The organism is Arsukibacterium sp., assembly GCF_033722355.1.
GTDB lineage: Bacteria > Pseudomonadota > Gammaproteobacteria > Enterobacterales > Alteromonadaceae > Alishewanella.
The window spans coordinates 1-18,862 of the sequence record NZ_JAWVZF010000041.1; the positions used below are offsets into that span (position 1 = coordinate 1).

At 50.0% G+C, this 18,862-nt stretch carries 19 protein-coding genes; 14 read left to right on the forward strand and 5 right to left on the reverse strand.

Annotated features, from left to right (window positions below):
• The 5 genes from R3177_RS06030 to R3177_RS06050 all read left to right on the forward strand — a co-directional run.
• On the forward strand, nt 1-1,089 hold a 1,089-nt coding region (locus R3177_RS06030), incomplete at its 5' end, for an S-(hydroxymethyl)glutathione dehydrogenase/class III alcohol dehydrogenase (protein ID WP_318970138.1).
• A 235-nt stretch (nt 1,090-1,324) separates the two neighbouring features.
• A complete protein-coding gene (fghA, locus tag R3177_RS06035; RefSeq protein WP_318970139.1) occupies nt 1,325-2,176 on the forward strand; it encodes an S-formylglutathione hydrolase in 852 nt (283 codons plus the stop codon).
• 33 nt (nt 2,177-2,209) lie between these two features.
• A complete protein-coding gene (locus R3177_RS06040; RefSeq protein WP_318970140.1) occupies nt 2,210-2,623 on the forward strand; it encodes an HIT family protein in 414 nt (137 codons plus the stop codon).
• A 42-nt stretch (nt 2,624-2,665) separates the two neighbouring features.
• Nucleotides 2,666-4,111 (forward strand): diguanylate cyclase, encoded by a 1,446-nt coding sequence (locus tag R3177_RS06045; RefSeq protein WP_318970141.1) that lies wholly within the window; start codon nt 2,666-2,668, stop codon nt 4,109-4,111.
• A gap of 82 nt (nt 4,112-4,193) precedes the next feature.
• Complete coding sequence (locus R3177_RS06050; protein ID WP_318970142.1) at nt 4,194-6,197, forward strand: bifunctional metallophosphatase/5'-nucleotidase; 2,004 nt, start codon at nt 4,194-4,196, stop codon at nt 6,195-6,197.
• On the opposite strand, the gene chrA is transcribed toward R3177_RS06050, so the two are convergent.
• Entirely contained in the window at nt 6,194-7,573 is a 1,380-nt protein-coding gene (gene chrA, locus R3177_RS06055) for a chromate efflux transporter (RefSeq protein WP_413229073.1), read from the reverse strand. The two genes, R3177_RS06050 and chrA, sit on opposite strands and share 4 nt — an antisense overlap.
• Nucleotides 7,574-7,583: 10 nt before the next feature.
• A complete protein-coding gene (locus tag R3177_RS06060; protein WP_318970143.1) occupies nt 7,584-8,036 on the reverse strand; it encodes an Lrp/AsnC family transcriptional regulator in 453 nt (150 codons plus the stop codon).
• A gap of 155 nt (nt 8,037-8,191) precedes the next feature.
• On the opposite strand from R3177_RS06060, the gene R3177_RS06065 reads away from it, so the two are divergent.
• The 7 genes from R3177_RS06065 (at nt 8,192) to R3177_RS06095 (ending at nt 15,665) form a co-directional block, all read left to right on the forward strand.
• Nucleotides 8,192-9,415: an aspartate aminotransferase family protein gene (locus tag R3177_RS06065; protein ID WP_318970144.1), complete on the forward strand. Its 1,224-nt coding sequence runs from the start codon at nt 8,192-8,194 to the stop codon at nt 9,413-9,415.
• Nucleotides 9,416-9,417: 2 nt separating this feature from the next.
• The gene (gene astA / locus R3177_RS06070) at nt 9,418-10,458 is read left to right on the forward strand and encodes an arginine N-succinyltransferase (RefSeq protein WP_318970145.1); all 1,041 of its coding nucleotides are present in this window, start codon (nt 9,418-9,420) and stop codon (nt 10,456-10,458) included.
• 90 nt (nt 10,459-10,548) lie between these two features.
• Nucleotides 10,549-11,352, forward strand: coding sequence for a DUF1338 domain-containing protein (locus R3177_RS06075; protein WP_318970146.1), 804 nt, complete (start codon nt 10,549-10,551; stop codon nt 11,350-11,352).
• A gap of 157 nt (nt 11,353-11,509) precedes the next feature.
• Nucleotides 11,510-11,938: a hypothetical protein gene (locus tag R3177_RS06080; RefSeq protein ID WP_318970147.1), complete on the forward strand. Its 429-nt coding sequence runs from the start codon at nt 11,510-11,512 to the stop codon at nt 11,936-11,938.
• Between the two features lie 52 nt (nt 11,939-11,990).
• Entirely contained in the window at nt 11,991-13,247 is a 1,257-nt protein-coding gene (locus R3177_RS06085) for a serine hydrolase (protein ID WP_318970148.1), read from the forward strand.
• A gap of 29 nt (nt 13,248-13,276) precedes the next feature.
• The gene (locus R3177_RS06090) at nt 13,277-14,101 is read left to right on the forward strand and encodes a substrate-binding periplasmic protein (protein WP_318970149.1); all 825 of its coding nucleotides are present in this window, start codon (nt 13,277-13,279) and stop codon (nt 14,099-14,101) included.
• Nucleotides 14,102-14,201: 100 nt separating this feature from the next.
• On the forward strand, nt 14,202-15,665 hold the full coding sequence (locus R3177_RS06095; protein WP_318970150.1) for a VCBS repeat-containing protein: 1,464 nt from the start codon (nt 14,202-14,204) through the stop codon (nt 15,663-15,665).
• A gap of 19 nt (nt 15,666-15,684) precedes the next feature.
• Here R3177_RS06095 and R3177_RS06100 read toward each other — a convergent pair whose 3' ends face one another.
• The 3 genes from R3177_RS06100 to R3177_RS06110 are packed head-to-tail and all read right to left on the reverse strand — an operon-like array spanning nt 15,685 to nt 17,912.
• Entirely contained in the window at nt 15,685-16,080 is a 396-nt protein-coding gene (locus R3177_RS06100; RefSeq protein ID WP_318970151.1) for a CBS domain-containing protein, read from the reverse strand.
• Nucleotides 16,081-16,089: 9 nt separating this feature from the next.
• Nucleotides 16,090-16,440 carry a P-II family nitrogen regulator gene (locus R3177_RS06105; RefSeq protein WP_318970152.1) on the reverse strand — a complete coding sequence of 117 codons (351 nt, stop codon included), beginning with the start codon at nt 16,438-16,440 and terminating at the stop codon, nt 16,090-16,092.
• Nucleotides 16,437-17,912 carry a DUF1538 domain-containing protein gene (locus R3177_RS06110; protein WP_318970153.1) on the reverse strand — a complete coding sequence of 492 codons (1,476 nt, stop codon included), beginning with the start codon at nt 17,910-17,912 and terminating at the stop codon, nt 16,437-16,439. The genes R3177_RS06105 and R3177_RS06110 overlap by 4 nt, the downstream gene beginning before the upstream one ends.
• 227 nt (nt 17,913-18,139) lie before the next feature.
• Here R3177_RS06110 and R3177_RS06115 point away from each other — a divergent pair, with 227 nt between their 5' ends.
• Both R3177_RS06115 and R3177_RS06120 read left to right on the forward strand, forming a co-directional pair.
• Nucleotides 18,140-18,502, forward strand: coding sequence for a fluoride efflux transporter FluC (locus R3177_RS06115; protein WP_318970154.1), 363 nt, complete (start codon nt 18,140-18,142; stop codon nt 18,500-18,502).
• Nucleotides 18,493-18,862: CrcB family protein (locus tag R3177_RS06120; RefSeq protein ID WP_318970155.1), on the forward strand; the 370-nt coding region annotated here is incomplete at its 3' end. The genes R3177_RS06115 and R3177_RS06120, both read left to right, overlap by 10 nt.

Sequence of the window (18,862 nt, forward strand, 5' to 3'; positions counted from 1 at the left end):
GCCTGGGGCCCAGGCCAGCCTTTGTCGATAGAAGAAGTCGATTTAATGCCACCTCAAAAAGGTGAAGTGCTGGTTAAAATTATCGCGACCGGCGTCTGTCATACTGATGCCTTTACGTTGTCGGGCGATGATCCTGAGGGCATTTTTCCGGCTATTTTAGGCCATGAAGGTGGCGGCATTGTTGAGGCCGTCGGTGAAGGAGTTACCTCGGTCGCTGTTGGCGATCATGTTATTCCGCTTTACACCCCGGAGTGCGGTAAGTGTAAGTTCTGTTTGTCGGGCAAAACCAATTTATGTCAGGCAATACGAGCGACACAGGGCAAGGGCCTGATGCCCGATGGCACCACCCGTTTCTCAAAGGACGGCAAACCCATTTATCATTATATGGGCACCTCAACCTTTTCTGAGTACACCGTACTGCCGGAAATTTCACTGGCGAAAATTAATAAAGAAGCGCCATTGGAAAAAGTCTGTCTGCTCGGCTGTGGTGTGACTACCGGCATGGGCGCGGTTATGAATACGGCCAAAGTGCAGGCGGGTGATACTGTTGCTGTGTTTGGTTTGGGCGGTATTGGTTTATCCGCCATTATTGGTGCTGTTATGGCCAAAGCCAGCCGGATTATTGCTATTGATATAAATGAAGATAAATTTGATATTGCCAAAAAGCTGGGTGCCACTGATGTAGTTAACCCGAAAAAGTTCGATAAGCCTATTCAGGATGTTATCGTTGAGATGACCGACGGCGGGGTCGATTTCTCGTTTGAGTGTATTGGTAATGTTAATGTGATGCGCTCGGCGCTCGAGTGCTGTCATAAAGGCTGGGGCGAGTCAGTAATTATCGGCGTGGCCGGTGCCGGCCAGGAGATTTCAACCCGGCCGTTTCAGCTGGTGACCGGCCGGGTATGGCGGGGTACGGCTTTTGGTGGGGTCAAAGGGCGCAGCGAATTGCCGGATTATGTGGAGCGCTATTTAAACGGTGAGTTTGAGCTGGATACCTTTATTACCCATACTATGCCACTGGAGCGGATTAACGAGGCCTTTGATTTAATGCATGAAGGTAAGTCAATCCGGACTGTTATTCATTTTTAGCATTTAATTATTCTGGCTCAGGACAACCAAATATTTTGGGCAAAGACAATGTCAGAACAAAGACGGATTAGACCCCCGTTTTGAAATTCTGGCAGATAGGAGCAGGCCGGATTACAACACCCGCCCTGGCTCGCCGCAGCAACTCGCCCTTTGCCTTCGGCAGGGCTCAGACACTCTGCGACGAGCCTGAACGGGGTTCTAATCCGGCCTGGTCGTCATCAGTAAGGAAAAGCCTATGACAACTTCAGCTTTAACCAAAGTTAGCGAACAGCTTTGTTTTGGTGGGAAACAAATCCGGTTTACCCATCAGTCAGCCGTAACGAACTGTGAAATGCAGTTCTCGGTTTTTCTGCCACCGCAGGCGCAGACCAATAAGGTACCGGCGCTTTACTGGCTGTCGGGGCTTACCTGCACCGATGAGAATTTCTCTGCCAAGGCTGGTGCTCAGCGGGTAGCCGCCGAATTGGGCATAGCTTTGATTATTCCGGACACCAGCCCGCGCGGCGAAGGCGTGCCGGATGACGATGAAGGCGCTTACGATTTTGGTTTGGGTGCCGGTTTTTACGTTAATGCCACCCGCGAGCCTTTTAGCAAACATTACCAGATGTATGACTATATTGTCAGTGAGCTGCCGGCGCTGATTGAAACCGAATTGCCGGTATCCGCAACACGGGCCATCAGTGGCCATTCGATGGGCGGCCATGGCGCGCTGGTTATCGGCTTGCGAAACCCTGAGCGATACCGCTCAATATCGGCGTTTTCGCCAATTTGTAATCCGCTGAACAGCCCGTGGGGTATCAAAGCATTCAGCGGTTATTTAGGCGATGATAAAAACCAGTGGGTCCATTATGATGCCTCTGTGCTGTTAGCGAAAACCCAGAAAACCATACCCATTCTGGTTGATCAGGGTACGCTGGATAACTTCTACCCAAAGCAACTGCAAACGGAGAGTTTAACTGCGGCGGCCGAGCAAAGTGGCGCGAACGTTCAGATCCGGCTGCAGGAGGGTTATGATCACAGCTATTATTTTATTGCCAGTTTTATTGAGCAGCATTTACACTTTCACGCTAAATATTTAGGCAGTTAAACCACTGTAACAGCCCGCAACAAGGAGTATTGCATGAGCTACGATACCAATAATATTTTTGCCAAAATTCTGCGTGGTGAAATACCCAGTTTAAAAATCTACGAAGATGACCACACGCTGGCATTTATGGACATTATGCCGCAGGCTGATGGCCATGCCCTGGTGATCCCAAAGTTTGAAGCGGTAACCCTGCTGGATATTCCGGCTGATAAGCTTACCCATACCATGACCACGGTGCAGAAAGTCATGGCGGCGCAAAAATCTGAGCTTGGGGCAAAAGGCGTGGTACTAATGCAGCTAAACGGTGAAGGGGCAGGTCAGTCTGTACCACATTTACATTTTCATCTGATCCCGGCTCATCTGACAGAATTAAAACGCCACGGTGCTGAAAAAGGTGATATGAAAAAAATTGAGGCCATTGCAGAAAAAATTCGCGCTGCGTTATAAAACGCAGTAACCTTTGGCAAAAACTACAATAATAAATTGCCTATGCGTTATTTAACCAACCTGGGGCAGATCGTGTTGCAGCGACTATCAGGCGGTGCCTTGCTGCGAGACAGCCTGCTGTTTATTTTATGGCTGGCTGTCTGGATGCTTGGCATGCTGGTTGAATACACGGAACATGCCAGTGTCTGGTTTCCGGCTGCCGGTTTAACCTTTGCGGCCCTGTTTACTCTTGGGCTGCGGATTATTCCGGTGCTGTTAATTGCCTGTGTTGGCGTTACGTTCTGGACAGTCGATTCTTATCAGTTACCACTGAACAGCTGGCAGACGTTACAAAGCGGCCTGCTGTTTGGTCTGGCTCACATTTTACCTTACTATCTGGGCACTTATCTGTTACGCGGGCTTTATGCCAGTGGCAAATGTACTCTGCCATTATTTGTGATCTGTTTTATTATACTGGCCTCTGGCAGTGCGCTGGTTGCCACTTTCAGTGTTATCGCTGCATTAGTGATCAGCGGCATGATGAATGCCACCGCGATCAGCGAGACCTGGTTACCATTCTGGGTAGGTGACATGGCAGGGGTTATTGTCATTGCCCCCTTGTTTGCTGCGGTAATATCGGTCCTTTATCCGTCAAGCGGTTTATCACTGAGTCAGTTTGTTGGGCCGGCACAACGGTTTGCCAGCCCCAAATTTGGTTACAAGTTGCTGCTGAATCTGATATTGCTTACGCTGGTGATGTTACTGGCCAATTATGCCGATACCCCAGAGAGTGCGTTTGCTATCTTTTTTATGGTGATCCCTCATATGTGGATTGCCTGCACGGAATCTGCTTTTTACAGCACCTTAAGTGTGGCCGTCAGCAGTTTTACCATTGCCTTGTTGGTAAATTTATTTGCGCTGATGGATTTTGTGATGGTCTATCAGTTTGCCATTAATGTCATTGCGGCCAATGCGTTATTTGGCTTGGCGGTACCGGCACTGATGGCGACCAATAACCAGTTACGGCTGGTGGCCTCGACCGACAGCCTTACCCGGGTGGCGTCACGCGATTACCTGCAGCAGCGTGCTGAGCTGGAAATCAGTCGCAGTTTGCAGCAGGGAGAACCATTGTGTCTGATGGTATTTGATATTGATCATTTTAAACAAATTAACGACAAATTCGGGCACAGCACCGGTGATCTGGTGCTGTTGCAGGCCTGTCAGCAAGCTCAGCAATTGTTGCGCCCGGCTGATGTCATTGGCCGCTATGGTGGTGATGAATTTGTGGTGATATTACCCAATACCCGTCAGGAAGCTGTAGTGGCCATTGGTAACCGGATTATAGAGCGATTTTTACAGATTAAACTGGCAGAGCAGCTAACGGTATCGGCCAGTTTTGGGGTGGCAGCGCTTAAACCGGGCGACAGTTTCCGCAGTTTGTTTAAGCGGGCAGACATCGCATTATACCGGGCGAAACAGCAGGGACGAAGTCAGGTGGCCTGGCATTAAGTATGTTTATTATTTTGCTTGAGCTTAGCGTTATTTGTGCTTAAGGTAAGCGCCGGTTTTCGGATTTTCAACGGATCTGCTTATGATGTTGTCGCAACGTGTCTCAGCGCTGCTGTTAGCGCTATGCTTTGCCGTAATAACGACTGGCTGTGTCAGTTCAGCTACCCCGGCAAATCAGCAGCAGGGCTTAGAGCTTATGCTGGTTCATATCAATGACACCCATTCTCAGTTTGATGCTACGCCGGCCAGGGTAAAGGGCCCGGATGGCAAACCATTATTCACCTTTATTGGTGGCCACCCACGACTGCTGAGCAAAGCACAACAATTACAGGCAGAGGCAACAGCTGGCGGGATCCCGTCGTTATTTTTACATGGTGGCGATGCGTTTAAAGGCAGTGCCTATTTTGAAATATTTGAGCAGAAAATTAATATCGATATTTTAAACCGGATGGGCCTGGATGCGATGGCACTGGGTAATCATGAGTTTGATATTGGGCTTGCTAAGCTTGCTGATTTTGCTGCCAATATTAATTTCCCACTACTGGCAGCGAATGTTGATACCCGCGCTGAACCGGCGTTAGCAGCAGTCAGTAACTTAAAAGGGTTTCAGTTATTTGTTGTCGACGGTACTGAGCTTATCCCGGTGGCTGCAGTGGCAGATGCAGCAGGTAAAGCCGTGCTTGGCGTATTTGGCGTAGCGCTGGAAGATATGCGCAGCATGGTGCCTGCGACCGGCCAGCTGGTTTTTGCCGCTGAAGTCTCTTCAGCTCAGGCCACCGTGGATTATCTGCAGGCACAGGGCGTAAAGCATATTGTTGCCTTAACTCACTTAGGGCATCAGCGTGATTTAATCCTGGCTGAGCAGGTCAATGGTATTGATGTAATTGTTGGTGGTCATTCACACAGTCTGCTTGGAGATTTCCGGCAGTGGTATCTGGGACAGCAGGCACCTTATGCAAAAATAATCGTTAATCCGGACGGTGTTGGCCAGACTTGTATTGTGCAGGCTGGCCAGTTTGCTCAGGCTGTGGGGGCGGTGGCGGTGCAATTTGATCCGTCAGGTCAGTTAACTCAGTGTGAGGGTGAAAATACCTTACTTGCCAGCCGGGATTACTTTCGGCTCGCGCTGCGCACCGAAGACAGCCGGCTTGCTAAATCAGAGCAGCCAGGCACTGAAGCTTACGTTAATCAGTTAGAGCGCACTGTAATTACCGATGAGGACCCTGCTTTACGCCAGTTAATCAATACGGTTTATCTTCCTGCTGTACAACAAGCTTACGGCAAGCAAATCAGCGTTACAGAACAGACGATTTCGCATGTCAGATTGCCGGGTACCGGTGGCAGTGACGAGCATGGCTCGGTGCTGGCCGGACATATTACCGATGCTATGTATTACTGGCTTAATCAGCCAGCCGTGCGCGCTAAAACCGGCCGTAAGGTTGATTTTACGCTGATAGGTGCAGGCAATATCCGCGCTGATCTGCAGGCCGGGGCAATCTATGAAGGTCATATCCGGTTAGAGGTTTTACCCTTTGATACACCACTTAGTATCCTGACAGTCACGGGTGCTGACGTTGCGGCTTTGCTGCAGAATGTCATCAGCGCGACATTAGCACCGGGTGCCCATGCTGGTAAGTTTCCGTATGGTAGTCATTTACGGTATATCGCCCGTGAAAATGCCAGCGGCGAGGCGGTACTGGCGCAATTGCAATGGCGTCAGGGCGGGCAGTGGCAGGATATTTTACCGGAAGCAACATACAGTCTGGCCACTACCAGTTATTTAGCCAATGGCAATGATGGCTGGCATAAGTTGCAACAGGTACAGCAGCAACAAACCGACAGGATTGATCTGATAATCGAGCAGCAGCAACTGACAATTTATCCGCTAAACCGGGTCGAGGCAGTTACCGACAGCAGCGGTCAGCGGGCATTTGTGCCGCGTTATAAGAATGCTGAGGGTCTGCCTTGTAAAGTGACGGAGGTTGACTGTAAGGTTGCGGCAGCAGCAATGATTGACTATCTGAAAGCAACGTCGACCTTATGGCAGCAAAAACGGCTGCCAACGGTTACGCTGGAGCGACGTTAAAATAAACTGAGCAGCATGCCGGTGCAGGCAAATGCTGCCAGCACCCGGATAATACTTTGGTCAAATTTAAATAGCGCCACGCCGGCGGCACAGCCCAGCAGCAACGCGATCATATCGAACTGGCCCTCTGAACCAGCGGGCCAGAGTACGTGATAACCAAAAAACAGCGCCAGGTTGACGATGACCCCCACCACCGCAGCAGTTACCGCGGTTAGTGGCCCGCTGAATAAAGCATAGTTACGACTGGCTTCTACGACAGGCGCACCGGCAATAATAAATAAAAACGACGGCAAAAAGGTAAAAAACGTGACGATGGCAGCGGCCGTAAACCCGGCCTGAACCAGGCTGTCAGGCCCCAATAACTGCTGAGTCCAGCCGGCAACAAAACCAACAAAGGTCACCACCATAATCAGTGGCCCGGGGGTACTTTCTCCCAGAGCCAGACCATCAATCATCTGCAACGCCGTGAGCCACTGATATTGTTCCACCGCCGCCTGATACACATAAGGTAATACCGCATAGGCTCCGCCAAAAGTAAGCAGGGCGGCTTTAGTAAAAAACCAGGCAAGCTGAGTTTGCGTGCTGTGCCAGCCATATACTGTGCTTAGTAATCCGATTGTAAGAAGCCAGATGACTACCCCTGTAATCAGCGCCAGTATCAGTCTGTGCCAGCTAAAACGTTGCCGGGCGGCTACTGTGCTCTGGTCATTAATAATGGCCAGCCTCGGTGCCGCGCTGGCTGGCTGTGCTGCCTGGTCTGACAAAGCAACATGTGTCTCTGGGGTGCTAAGCTGAGCGGGAAACCACTTCATCAGTACCAGCCCCACCACGGCCGCGGTTGCAATAATAAGTGGAAAGGGGATATTAAAGCCCGCTATGGCAATCAGCGCCAGCAGTGCCAATATTACCAGGGCCGGCGTATGTAAAGTTTTTTTCGCCAGACGCCAGGCCGCAAACAGGACGATAGCTGTAATGGCAGGCTTGATGCCATACAAGATACCTTGCAAAAGCGGTAAATCACCATGGGCCAGGTACAGCCAGGCTAACAGCGATAAAATAAAGAATGACGGCATTATAAACAGCAGGCCGGCGATAAAAGCACCGCGCTTACCATGCAGTAACCAACCGATGTAGGTAGCCAGCTGCTGCGCTTCCGGTCCGGGTAACAGCATAGTGTAATTTAATGCATGCAAAAAACGTTGCTCTGAGAGCCAGCGGCGTTTTTCCACCAGATCATGGTGCATCATTGCTAGCTGACCCGCCGGGCCGCCGAAGCTGATAAAGCCGAGCTTCAGCCAGTAGAAAAAAGCCTCGCGCAGACTGACCTGGCGTGTCTTATCCGGGGCACTTTGCTCTGGCATAGCATGCTGTGACATGACGTATCCTTTAGCGTTTAAACTTAGTTTCCAGAATAACTGATGACGTGGTACGTTCAACGCCTTCCAGATTACCGATATCATCAAGAATATGGCTTAATTGCTCTGTATTTTGGGCCTGTACTATTGCAATCAGGTCGTATTCACCACTGATAGCATACAATGCCGCCACCTGTGGGATCTGTTTTAATTCAATATTGGTGCGGGCGGTCAGTTTCTGACGCACCTTAATGCTGACATGCGCGGCCACCAGCGTGGCCAGATACGCGTCACCGTACTCTACGGTGTAGCCTTTAATCACACCGCTTTGTTCCAGCTTTTGTAGCCGGGTTTGCACGGTTGACCGCGACACACTGAGTTGGCGGGCTAAATCAGAAATACTGGCCCGGGCGTTGCGTTGTAACACGGCTAATAGTTTTTCATCTTCTCTGGTTATGGCGTTTTTTGGCGTCTTATCTGACACTTTGCTAAATCCTTCCATCAAAATGACGTGTTTAACTGTTAAATTGTTAATAATGATACTGCACATTGCATAAGGGCACCAATATAATAGTGGTATTGATTCAGCCCCGGCCAATTAACGATAACAACGGGGCCTAAACTGACAGAGGTTAACAGATGGTAGTAAGCAGAAGTTTGTTTGATGACGTGATGGTGCCTAATTATGCCCCGGCCCAGATTATTCCGGTAAAAGGCGAGGGCTCAAAGCTGTGGGATCAAAGCGGTAAAGAGTATATCGACTTTGCCGGCGGCATTGCGGTTAACTGTCTGGGGCATTGTCATCCGGCGTTAGTGTCTGCTTTAAAAGATCAGGCCGATAAGCTTTGGCATTTATCTAACGTATTAACTAACGAGCCGGCATTGCTGCTGGCTAAAGCGCTGGTCGATCACACCTTTGCTGAAAAAGTTTATTTTGCCAACTCCGGTGCTGAAGCGAACGAGGCGGCATTAAAACTGGCCCGCCGTTATGCTAAAGATAAATATGGCGAGCATAAAGATCAGATTATTGCTTTTAAACAGGGCTTTCATGGCAGAACGTTTTTTACCGTTACTGTTGGTGGTCAGCCTGCCTATTCTGACGGCTTTGGTCCTAAGCCAGAGGGGATTGCCCACGGCGAATTTAACAATCTTGATAGCTTAAAAGCACTAATCAGTGATAATACCTGCGCAGTAATGGTAGAGCCAATGCAGGGTGAGGGTGGTGTGGTACCGGCCACCCCTGAGTTTATCCAAGGGGTGCGTGAACTGTGTGATAAGCACAATGCCCTGCTGATTTTTGATGAAGTACAAACCGGGGTTGGTCGCACCGGCGGGCTGTATGCCTATATGGCCTATGGGGTAACACCGGATATTTTAACGACAGCAAAAGCGCTCGGTGGCGGTTTCCCGATTGGCGCTATGTTAACTACCACTGAAATAGCGAAACACTTAGTGGTGGGTACCCATGGTTCTACTTATGGCGGTAATCCGCTGGCCTGTGCCGTCGCGCTGGCGGCGGTTGATACCGTAAATACCCCGGCAGTACTTAACGGCGTAAAGCAAAAAGCCGAGTTATTTAAGCAGGAATTGCAGCGGATTAATGCCAAATACCAGGTGTTTAGCGAAGTGCGTGGCATGGGGCTGTTAATTGGCGCAGTATTAACGGCTGACTATGCCGGTAAAGCGCGGGAGATTATGCTGGCCGGTGCTGAGCATGGCGTCATGACACTGGTAGCGGGCATGAATGTGGTGCGCTTCGCGCCGTCATTAGTTATTCCGGATGCTGATATCAGTGAAGGCATGGCGCGGTTTGAGCAGGCTATTGCTCAGGTTGTGGCTGCCACAAAGGCGAAGCAGGCGTAATTATGCTGGTTATCAGGCCTATTACCGCTGCTGATTTTGCGGCTTTAAAACAAATTGCCATTGAATCCGGTCATGGTTTTACGTCGCTGCCGGTACATGATGGCCGGTTAAGCCAGAAAATTAAGCATGCCGAACAAAGCTTTAATGCCAATGTTAGCCAACCTGGTGATCAGGGCTATTTATTTGTGCTGGAAGACACCGACAGCGGTGAAATTGTTGGTACTACCGGTATCGAAGCGGCCGTGGGCCTGCAAACCCCACTGTATCACTTTCAGCAAAATACGGTCATTCACCACAGTGCTGAGCTGAACGTGATGAACCAACTGACTACCCTTACCCTGTGTAACGATTACACCGGCACGTCAGAAATTTGTACGCTGTTTTTGCGGGAAAGCTACCGGCGCAACCATGCCGGGCGCTTTTTATCCAAGGTACGATTTTTATTTATGGCTGAGCACCCTGAGCGTTTTGCCAGCAAGGTAATTGCGGAAATGCGCGGTGCAGCGGATAAAGACGGCCAGCCGCCGTTCTGGCACTGGCTGCAAAAGCTGTTTTTAACTATTGATTTCCCCAAAGCCGACCAGCTGATTGGTGTCGGTAAAAAAGCGTTTATTGCCGAGCTGATGCCACGTCATCCGATATATGTTGGCTTGTTGCCGGAAAGCGCTCAGGCAGTGATTGGCCAGGTGCATGAAAATACCAAACCTGCGCTGCGCATGCTCGAAAAAGAAGGTTTCAGCCACCGCGGTTATATTGATTTATTCGATGCCGGCCCGACAGTTGAAGCGCAGCTGCATCAGATAAAGTCAGTGGCCGCCAGTAGAAAAGTGCCGGTAAAAGTGGCTGCGACAGCAGAAGACGCCCAGGGGGAGTTTACGCTGGCGGTCGCCAATACCGAAATTAAAGATTTCCGGGCCAGCTTTGGTAAAGCCGCCCGGTTTGATGAGGCTGACAACAGCTTAATTATCAGCCCGGCGCTGGCAGAAGTACTGCAGCTGACTGACGGCGCTATGGCACGATTTATTAATCTGGATCAGGCCTGACAGGCCGGCGCTTTGCTATACTGCGCGCCAGTAAAAACCGTATGAGTTTAATTTTTTAAATTTTGTGATCAGACCAAAACCGGAGTAGATATGCACACTGATGTAAATGCCCTGTTCGCCAATTTATGGCAAGACTATGTCGCAGTAACGCCGTCGGCCAGAAAAGTGCACCAGTTACTGGGCTCTTCACAACAGGATGACGTGATAAATGACCATATTGCACTGCGTACCTTTAACCTCGGGAAAGTTGGCCTGCAGAAACTGGCGGCGCATTTTCTGGCGTTGGGTTACGAAGAGTGTGGCGAGTATCATTTTGAAGCCAAAAAGCTGTATGCCAAACATTTTGAGCACCCGGATCGTAACCTGCCAAAAGTGTTTATCTCTGAGTTACTGCTGGACAAGTGCTCGGCTTATTTACGTGACACCATTACTGAACTGGTTGCGCAAATTCCAGACGAAGCAGTAAGTGCAGATAACTTCTTGTATAGCGGCACGCACTGGCAGGTAAGCCAGGCCACGTATGAGAAACTGTTAGCTGAAAGTGAATATGCGGCCTGGGTTGCGGCCTGGGGCTACCGTGCCAACCACTTTACCGTCAGCGTCAACGAGCTGGCCAGTTTCGACAGCCTGGAGCAGGTAAATACTGCGCTGAAACAAGCCGGCTTTTTACTGAATACGTCGGGCGGCGAAATTAAAGGCACGCCGGAGGTGTACCTGGAGCAGTCATCGACGCTGGCAGACTTACACCCGGTGCAGTTTAGCGACACAGTCGCGACTATCCCCAGCTGTTTTTACGAATTCGCCCGCCGCTATCCGTTAAGCAACGGCATGCTGTACAGCGGCTTTGTTGCCGCCTCAGCAGATAAAATTTTTGAAAGTACTAATGCGCGCTAACATTACGCAGGCTGACAGCTGACAGCTGGCCTGGCAACTGGCAGTAGCGCTGAGTGTTTTGACGAAGGCCAGCCTCCCGCTGGCTTTTTTTATGTTTATTATCAGCCAATTGTTCTAAGCTTATCAAACAGCTTTTAAACATTGTTTACCAGGTAATATGACAATTGAACATCAGAACCCGCCACAGAAAAAAACGCTGGTAAAAACGACCAGTAGCTGGATTATTTTTCTGGCCCATTTGTTATTTATCCTGGCCGCCTGGACGTTGTTTATAAAATATTTCTTTCCAATCGGTTATTCACTTGCCAATAATGAACCACTAACGCGTTATATTTACTGGGATTTATGGCCTGTTGCTCATATCTGGCTGGGCTGGTCGCTGCTGACCCGCGCGAAGTACGCCAGGGCTTTGGCGGTAGGTATGTCTATTATCGAAATTGTGATTATCTGCACCTTGTTTGCCAGCTTTCTGGCCGAACCTGACTGGAGCATCTGGCGCACCAACTGGTTTGTCAATAAAGCCTTTGTGCTAAGCTGTTTTGCACTGATACTGGCTACCGTCCTTTATCGACCGGACAAGCTGTAAGATGTTGTCTTTATTAGCCTGCCAGCAGTCAATAACAAAGGAGCATCCCTGCATGCTGACATTCAGATTTATCGCACCTGTTATTTCAGCCATTTTGCTGATGGGGAGCTGCTTTATTGATGCCGCTGGGCTGGTAACTGACCCGGCAGCGAACAGTAGCGGGCAATCGGCTTACCGCCATGCCAATGAGCCCATTGGTACCGTGCGTCAGGTGTATGATGGTAAGTTGTACCCGGATATCCAGGTTAATACGTTTCGTAATATCGACCGGTTATTTCCAACCCGCACGGTGGAGCGGGGTGACCGGGTAAATGAGTTACCAATGAGTGACAAACCATTGCAGGAATTTAGCTATACCGTAGATGATCAAACTTACGATTTATACGACGTGCTGGCGATGAACCGGGTTAGCGGGATGCTGATTATTCACAACGGCAAAATTAAGTTTGAGAAATACCTGCTGGGCAATAATGAGCAAACCCGCTGGATGTCGATGTCGGTAGTAAAATCAATTACGGCAATGCTGATTGGCGCCGCGGTTTACGATGGCCATATTCAAAGTCTTGATGATAACATCGTCGATTATCTGCCACGCTTTAAAGGCACTGCCTACGACGGGGTGACGGTGCGGCACATTTTGCAAATGAGCTCGGGTGTGGCCTGGAATGAGACCTACACGGACCCGGCGTCAGATCGGCGGCGGATGCTCGAAGCCCAAATCAGCGGTAAGCCAGGTGCAGTGCTGGATTTAATGGCATCTTTGCCCAGGGCCGCAAAGCCCGGCAGTGTCTGGAACTACAGTACCGGTGAAACCCAGGTCGCCGGTGCGCTGGTTAGCGCGGCTACCGGCAAGCCGGTGGCGCAGTATTTGTCTGAAAAAATCTGGGCACCGCTGGGGATGCAAAGCGATGCCAGCTGGTGGCTGCAATCGGCCGGCGGTCTGGAAGTTGGTGGTAGTGGTTTGTCGGCGACATTGCGCGATTATGGTCGTCTGGGTTTATTTATGCTCCATGACGGTGTCATAGTCAGCCAAGGCGAACCCCGGCGGATACTGCCCGAGGGCTGGATGAAAACAGCCAGCTCACGCCAGCTGATTGGAGGCAACCGGGTAAATTATGGTTATATGCTGTGGCCTATGCACGGTATCAGTTATGCCGCCGAAGGAATTTTCGGCCAGTATATCTTTGTCGACCCTGCTACCAATTTAGTGGTGGTGCAGTGGGCGGCACAGCCCAAGCCGCTTTATCGCGCCGGGCTGGATGAATACAGCTTTTTTAAGGCACTGTCAGATTATTTCGCGTTACAGTAGGCACTATTCTCAGGTTGAGGCGTTAGCAGATGTCATTTTTCAGGCTCACAGTAGGGTTAGGCTTATTACTGATAACAGCGCAGTTGCCGCTGTCGTTGCAAGCTGCACCGGCAAAAGCCTCTTCACCTTGTCAGTTAAGTGTCCGCGTAGAATCTGAACGTCAGCATGATGCCGCGGGCTCGGTAAACAGCACCCAGGTGTCGCAGCAGTTTTATGCCATGCTTGAAAGCCTGGCAGCAAAGGTAAACTGCTCAGTGAAGCCCATTGCCTTGCCGGCAGGGCGCGCAATTAAAATGCTGGAGCAGGGCAAACTTGATGTAATGGTGGGTATGTCAGAAACGACTGAGCGGGCGAGCTTCAGTTATTTTGTCGGGCCGCATCATACTGAGCGGGTGGTGGTAGTAGCCTCGACGGCTATCAGTGACGCTGTTAACCGTCTTGACCAGATACTAATGTTTGATGGTGCCATTTCTGTCACGGAAGGCGCGTATTATGGTCCGCAGTGGCAGCAATTGCTTCGCGACAATCCGGCAATTCGATCACGCTTGTTTGCCGCCTCAGGTAATCAGCAAAAGCTGGCCATGTTGGTATCAGGGCGGGTTATCGCATCGCTGGAAGATGAAGCTGTGGTTGATGAGCTGCTTAAGCGGGATGATCTAAAAACAAAATACCGGAAACTCTTTGTTATTCATGACAATCCGGTCTATTTTGCCTTTAGTCGTCAGTCGGTTAATCCGGCGTTACTGGCAGCGTTATCGCAGCAGTGGCAACAGATGCAGCTGACAGGTGAGGTTGGACGACTGAGACAGCACTACTCCTCTGCCGCTGTCGTTAATGCTGCGCTGACAGATTGATCCGACTCGCGGTGCCATCTGTATTGCTATCAGATTGCTTAATGGCCGACACCATAAGCTGTTAAGCACGTTTTTAACCCGTTCAGGGATGACATTTTATATGCACCGCTTGTTATTGCTAGCATTGTTCAGCAGCGTTGTTACCGCCAAACAACTGGATAAAGTCACTGTTGCGCTTGGCCATCCGGCCAATGGCAATATGCTGCATCTGGAAGACACGAAACTGCTGGCGGTGTCGGGGTTCAGCCAGTTTGAACGCTGGTTAAGCCTGGTGTCGCTCAGTGGCGATTATAAAGTGCAGCCAGTCGCTATCCCCGCTAATGCTCAGTACTTTAGTCAGGCAAGGCTGGTTGCTGTTAATCCGCCACCAGGTCAGCCGCGCCTGCAGCAGGCTCTGGTGTTTTTGACGCTGGACGGGATCAGCGCTTATCAGCCACAAACCGGCCAGACTGTGCCGCTAATCAGTAGTCCGTCACTGTACCGGGTGCTGGATAAAAACCGGCTTAGAAGTAGCGAATTTGTACTGGAACTTGGCAGCGGCCGTGCTGATTTTTTGTTGCCTGATTTTAACCAGAGTCATTTATTCCGCCAGCAACCGGATGGCAGTTTTAAACAGTATTCGCTTAATATTAACGCGCTGGTGACCAGCTGGCGCGACAGCCCCAGTTATCAACCAAGACAGCATTATATTGCTGATGTTGATTTGGACGGCCGGCTTGATTTGCTATTTATCGCTGGCGGTAAGTTTCAGGTGTTTTACCAGTTGGCTGATGGCGCATTTAACACCGAACCGGTGACTCAGAACTGGCCGGTGGCCTTATCAACTGAGCAGCAAGCCGATCAGCGTAATGACGCCGGGCGCAGTTACACGGGCCAGAATATTGATAGTTTACGCGATATTACCGACATTGATGGTGACGGCATTGCTGATTTAGTGGTGAACCGCGAGCAACTGGCCGATGCGCTGGAACGCAATAACAGCTTTCGGGTGCATTTTGGTATGAAAACCGTCACTGGCTTAAGCTTTAGTGCTGAGCCGGATACCCGGATCACCACTGACACCTCGCCGATAGCGGTAGTAATTGACGACTTTAACGCCGATGGCCGCAAAGACTTTTATATTCCCAGCACCCATTTCGGAGTAGGCACGATAATACGGGTATTACTCAGGGGCAGTGCTAATCTGGATATCGATTTTTACTTATTAAATGAGCAGCGCCAGTACAGCAATAAGCCGGATTTTCAACAGAATGCTACTATCGACGTCAGTATCAGCAACCTGCGTTACGATATGCCGCTATTTGAGGTGGCTAACCTGGACGGCAGCGGCCAGAAAAGCCTGATCGTCGGCGAGGGTGGTGATGAGCTGCGATTTTACAGTCCGGAGCCTGATCGCTTGTTTAGCAGACGATCTGAGCGGCTGAATATTAAGCTGCCACGAGACGCCCGCAAAGTACTGGTCGCCGATTTAACCGGTAATGGTAAAGATGATTTAGTGCTGCCGTTTGACTCGCAAGACACCGAACAACATCGCAACCAATTATTATTATTGCTAAACCTTTAGCCAGGCGTGTTTGCCAGCTTTAATCAATCATTAGCAAAATATCGCTGATCATGTCATCCATGGTCAGCAAGCCAACCAACTTATTATCACTGGTGACCAGTAACCGCTTTAACCGGTGCTGGCTCATTAAATCAGCAGCATACTTAACCGCCATTTCCTGGCTTACTGCGATAGCCGGTTTAACACAGGCATCGTACACATTGATTAAATCAATATCGCCTTCTTCAGCAATAATGGTTTTCAAAATATTGGTGTAGGTGATAAGGCCATAAGCGTCATGCGGGCTCTGCCGCTCAACCACTAAACACTTAATATTATGTTTTTTCATCATCTTTAGCGCTTCGCGCAGGGTACTGAATGGCGAAATGCAGATAACGTTTGTTACCATCAGCTGTTTTACCAGTTTTATGGCCATTTTTTGCTCCTAATCATTTTGCTCGCGCAGATGTTGTTCAAATTTTAATACCTGGCTCATATCCAGTCCGGTTAAATGATCAATAGGTACCGTAAACGCAATGCCGCGGGAATTACCGTCGTCCAGCAGCACAGCCTGCATGCTTTTTAAGATTGGCAGTGACAAGTGCTTCGCCACTACCATCAGCAGTACCGTCTGGCTGCCTTCAAAGGTCATTCCCAAAAAAGTTTTGCGGTTGTCTGCAGCAATGCCGCGACCGGATAAGATGGTAATGCCGGTTGCCCCTGCCTTTTTGGCCTGACTGATGGCTTGCTCTTCCAGCTCATCCGGGGCAATAACCACTATTGCTGAAAATTTCATAAAGGATCACTCCTGATTTGGCTGAACCGTTCTACCACTATGGCGTACAACATGACGGTTATGATCGGGAAAATAGAGGCAAAAGCAATTAAGCCAAAGCCGTCAATTAATACATTTCGGCCTTCAATTGAGCTGGCCAGGCCAATTCCCAACGCGGTTACCAGCGGCACGGTAACCTCAGAGGTGGTCACGCCGCCTAAATCAAAGGCCAGCGCGATAATATACTTTGGGGCGAACGCCGTCAGGATCACGACCAGTAGATAGCCGGCCATAATGTAATAGTGGATAGAATCGCCGCTGATAATGCGGTACACCCCGACGGTAATACCGATAGCGACGCCTAGGGCAACAATAAGCCGGATAACAGAGCCCTGCAACTTGCCGCGGCCAGCCTGTTCGGCTTGATTACCAATAGCAATCAGTGCCGGCTCTGCCATCGTGGTGGCAAAGCCTATCATAAAGGCAAACAGCAGGATTAAGCTGTTGTAGCCGTTATTAATAAGCTGCTCGGCCATCAGGCTGCCAACCGGAAATAACCCGAGCTTTAGGCCCAGCACAAAGGCATACAATCCCAGTAATACCATGGCAAAACCCACTGTTACTTTCAGCGGGTGGGCCAGCGACCGGCGTAAAATAAGATACTGAAAGATCAGCACCACCAGAATCATTGGCAGAATATCTTTAAGCATGCCGGCTAAATCGAGCAAGGCTTTAACCAACCAGTGCAGCTGGCCTGTTGTCGCAGCCACCTGGCTGATGGCGCTGGTGCTGCTAAGGTTATACACCCAGATCCCATACAGCTGGACACTGATCATCGGTACCATTACCGCTAAAGCTACCAGGCCAAAACCATCAGTCAGCGGATTGCGCCCTTTAATCGAACTGGCCAGCCCCAGACCAAGCGCAGCGATTAATGGCACTGTTACAATGTTGGTGGTGACCCCGCCAGAGTCGTATGCCAGGCCAACAATTTCAGCCGGGGCAAAAAAAGTCACCAGCAACACGATGATATAACCGCCAATCATTAACCAGTGGATTGGCCAGCCCAGAATAATCCGGAGCACCCCTAGGGCCATCACAGCACCGACTGACAGCGCTACAATTAAGCGCAGGGTTAAACCGTTAACCCGACCTTCGCTGATTTGCTCGGCTTGCTCAGCCACGGCAATCAGCGCCGGTTCGGCAATCACGGCAGCAAAGCCGATAGCAAAGCCAAAGCACATTAATAAAGCTAAAGAGCCTTTGCGGGCGAACTGGTTGGCGAGGTTTTTCCCCACCGGAAAAATACTAAGCTCCAGCCCCTGCAAAAATAAGGCGATACCAATAGCAACGATAAACAAACCAATGGTAATACTAAGCGGATCGGCTGGCAGACGCTGAAAAATTGCGAATTGAAAAAATAAGACCACCAGCACAATGGGCAACAGGTTTTTTAAGGCATGCAGGAGTTGCTGGTAGAATTGCTGCGCCACTGTCCCTCCTGAAAATGGCAGGCGTCGATTAAATCAGTGTAAAACAAAGTGGCAATAACCCCAATTAATATTGCGGCTAAGGAATTGATACAGCGCAAGATGTTAAGGGGTAAGCATAGCAGCACCGGCTTGACAGCGGTAAGGCGGACAGTTAGTGTCTGCAGCACTTTCCCAATAAGATTGTAAACTGGCATTTGAACGATCTGAGCTTGTCCGGCTTATTATTAGTGTCATTCGCAGCGGCCGCCGCCATTGGCGGCATGCTGCGTTTTGCGATAGCCAATGTTATTGCCAGGCGATGGGGCGTACAGTTTCCGCTTGGTACCTTAGTGGTAAATAGCAGCGCAGCCTTGCTTATCGGCTTGCTGGCAGCCTGGCTTGACACTATGGCGGAGCAGAGTCAGGCAGGTAGCATTATCGCTATTGGGTTGCTGGGCAGTTACAGTACGGTCTCATCGTTCAGCCTGCAAACCCTTATCTTGTGGCAAAGTCATTATTACCGCCAGGCGTTGCTGAATATTGGCTTATCATTTGGCTTTTGCTGCAGTCTGGTATTTACCGGGTTTATGCTGGGTAATCAGTGGTGGTAAGGCCGGGTTTATATATTGCCGTGGGCCTTGGTAGTGCGGTGGGCGCCATGCTGCGGTTTAGCTGTTCATTATTACTGATGACCCCGGCCAATGCTCTGCCGGTCGCCACCTTGCTGGTTAATATTATTGGCTCGTTCTGGATTGGCTGTTATGCCAGCCTGACCAGCGAAAATGGCTGCTGGCAGGTCTCTGACTGGCAAAAACAGTTTATGTTAAGTGGTGTCTGTGCTGGTTTTACCACCTTCTCGGTATTTAGCCTGGAATTTATGCAATTATTGCAGGCTGGCCAGACCCTGCTGGCATTAGCTTATGCTGCAGGCTCTCTGATACTCTGGCTGTCTGCCTGTTGGGCAGGGTTGA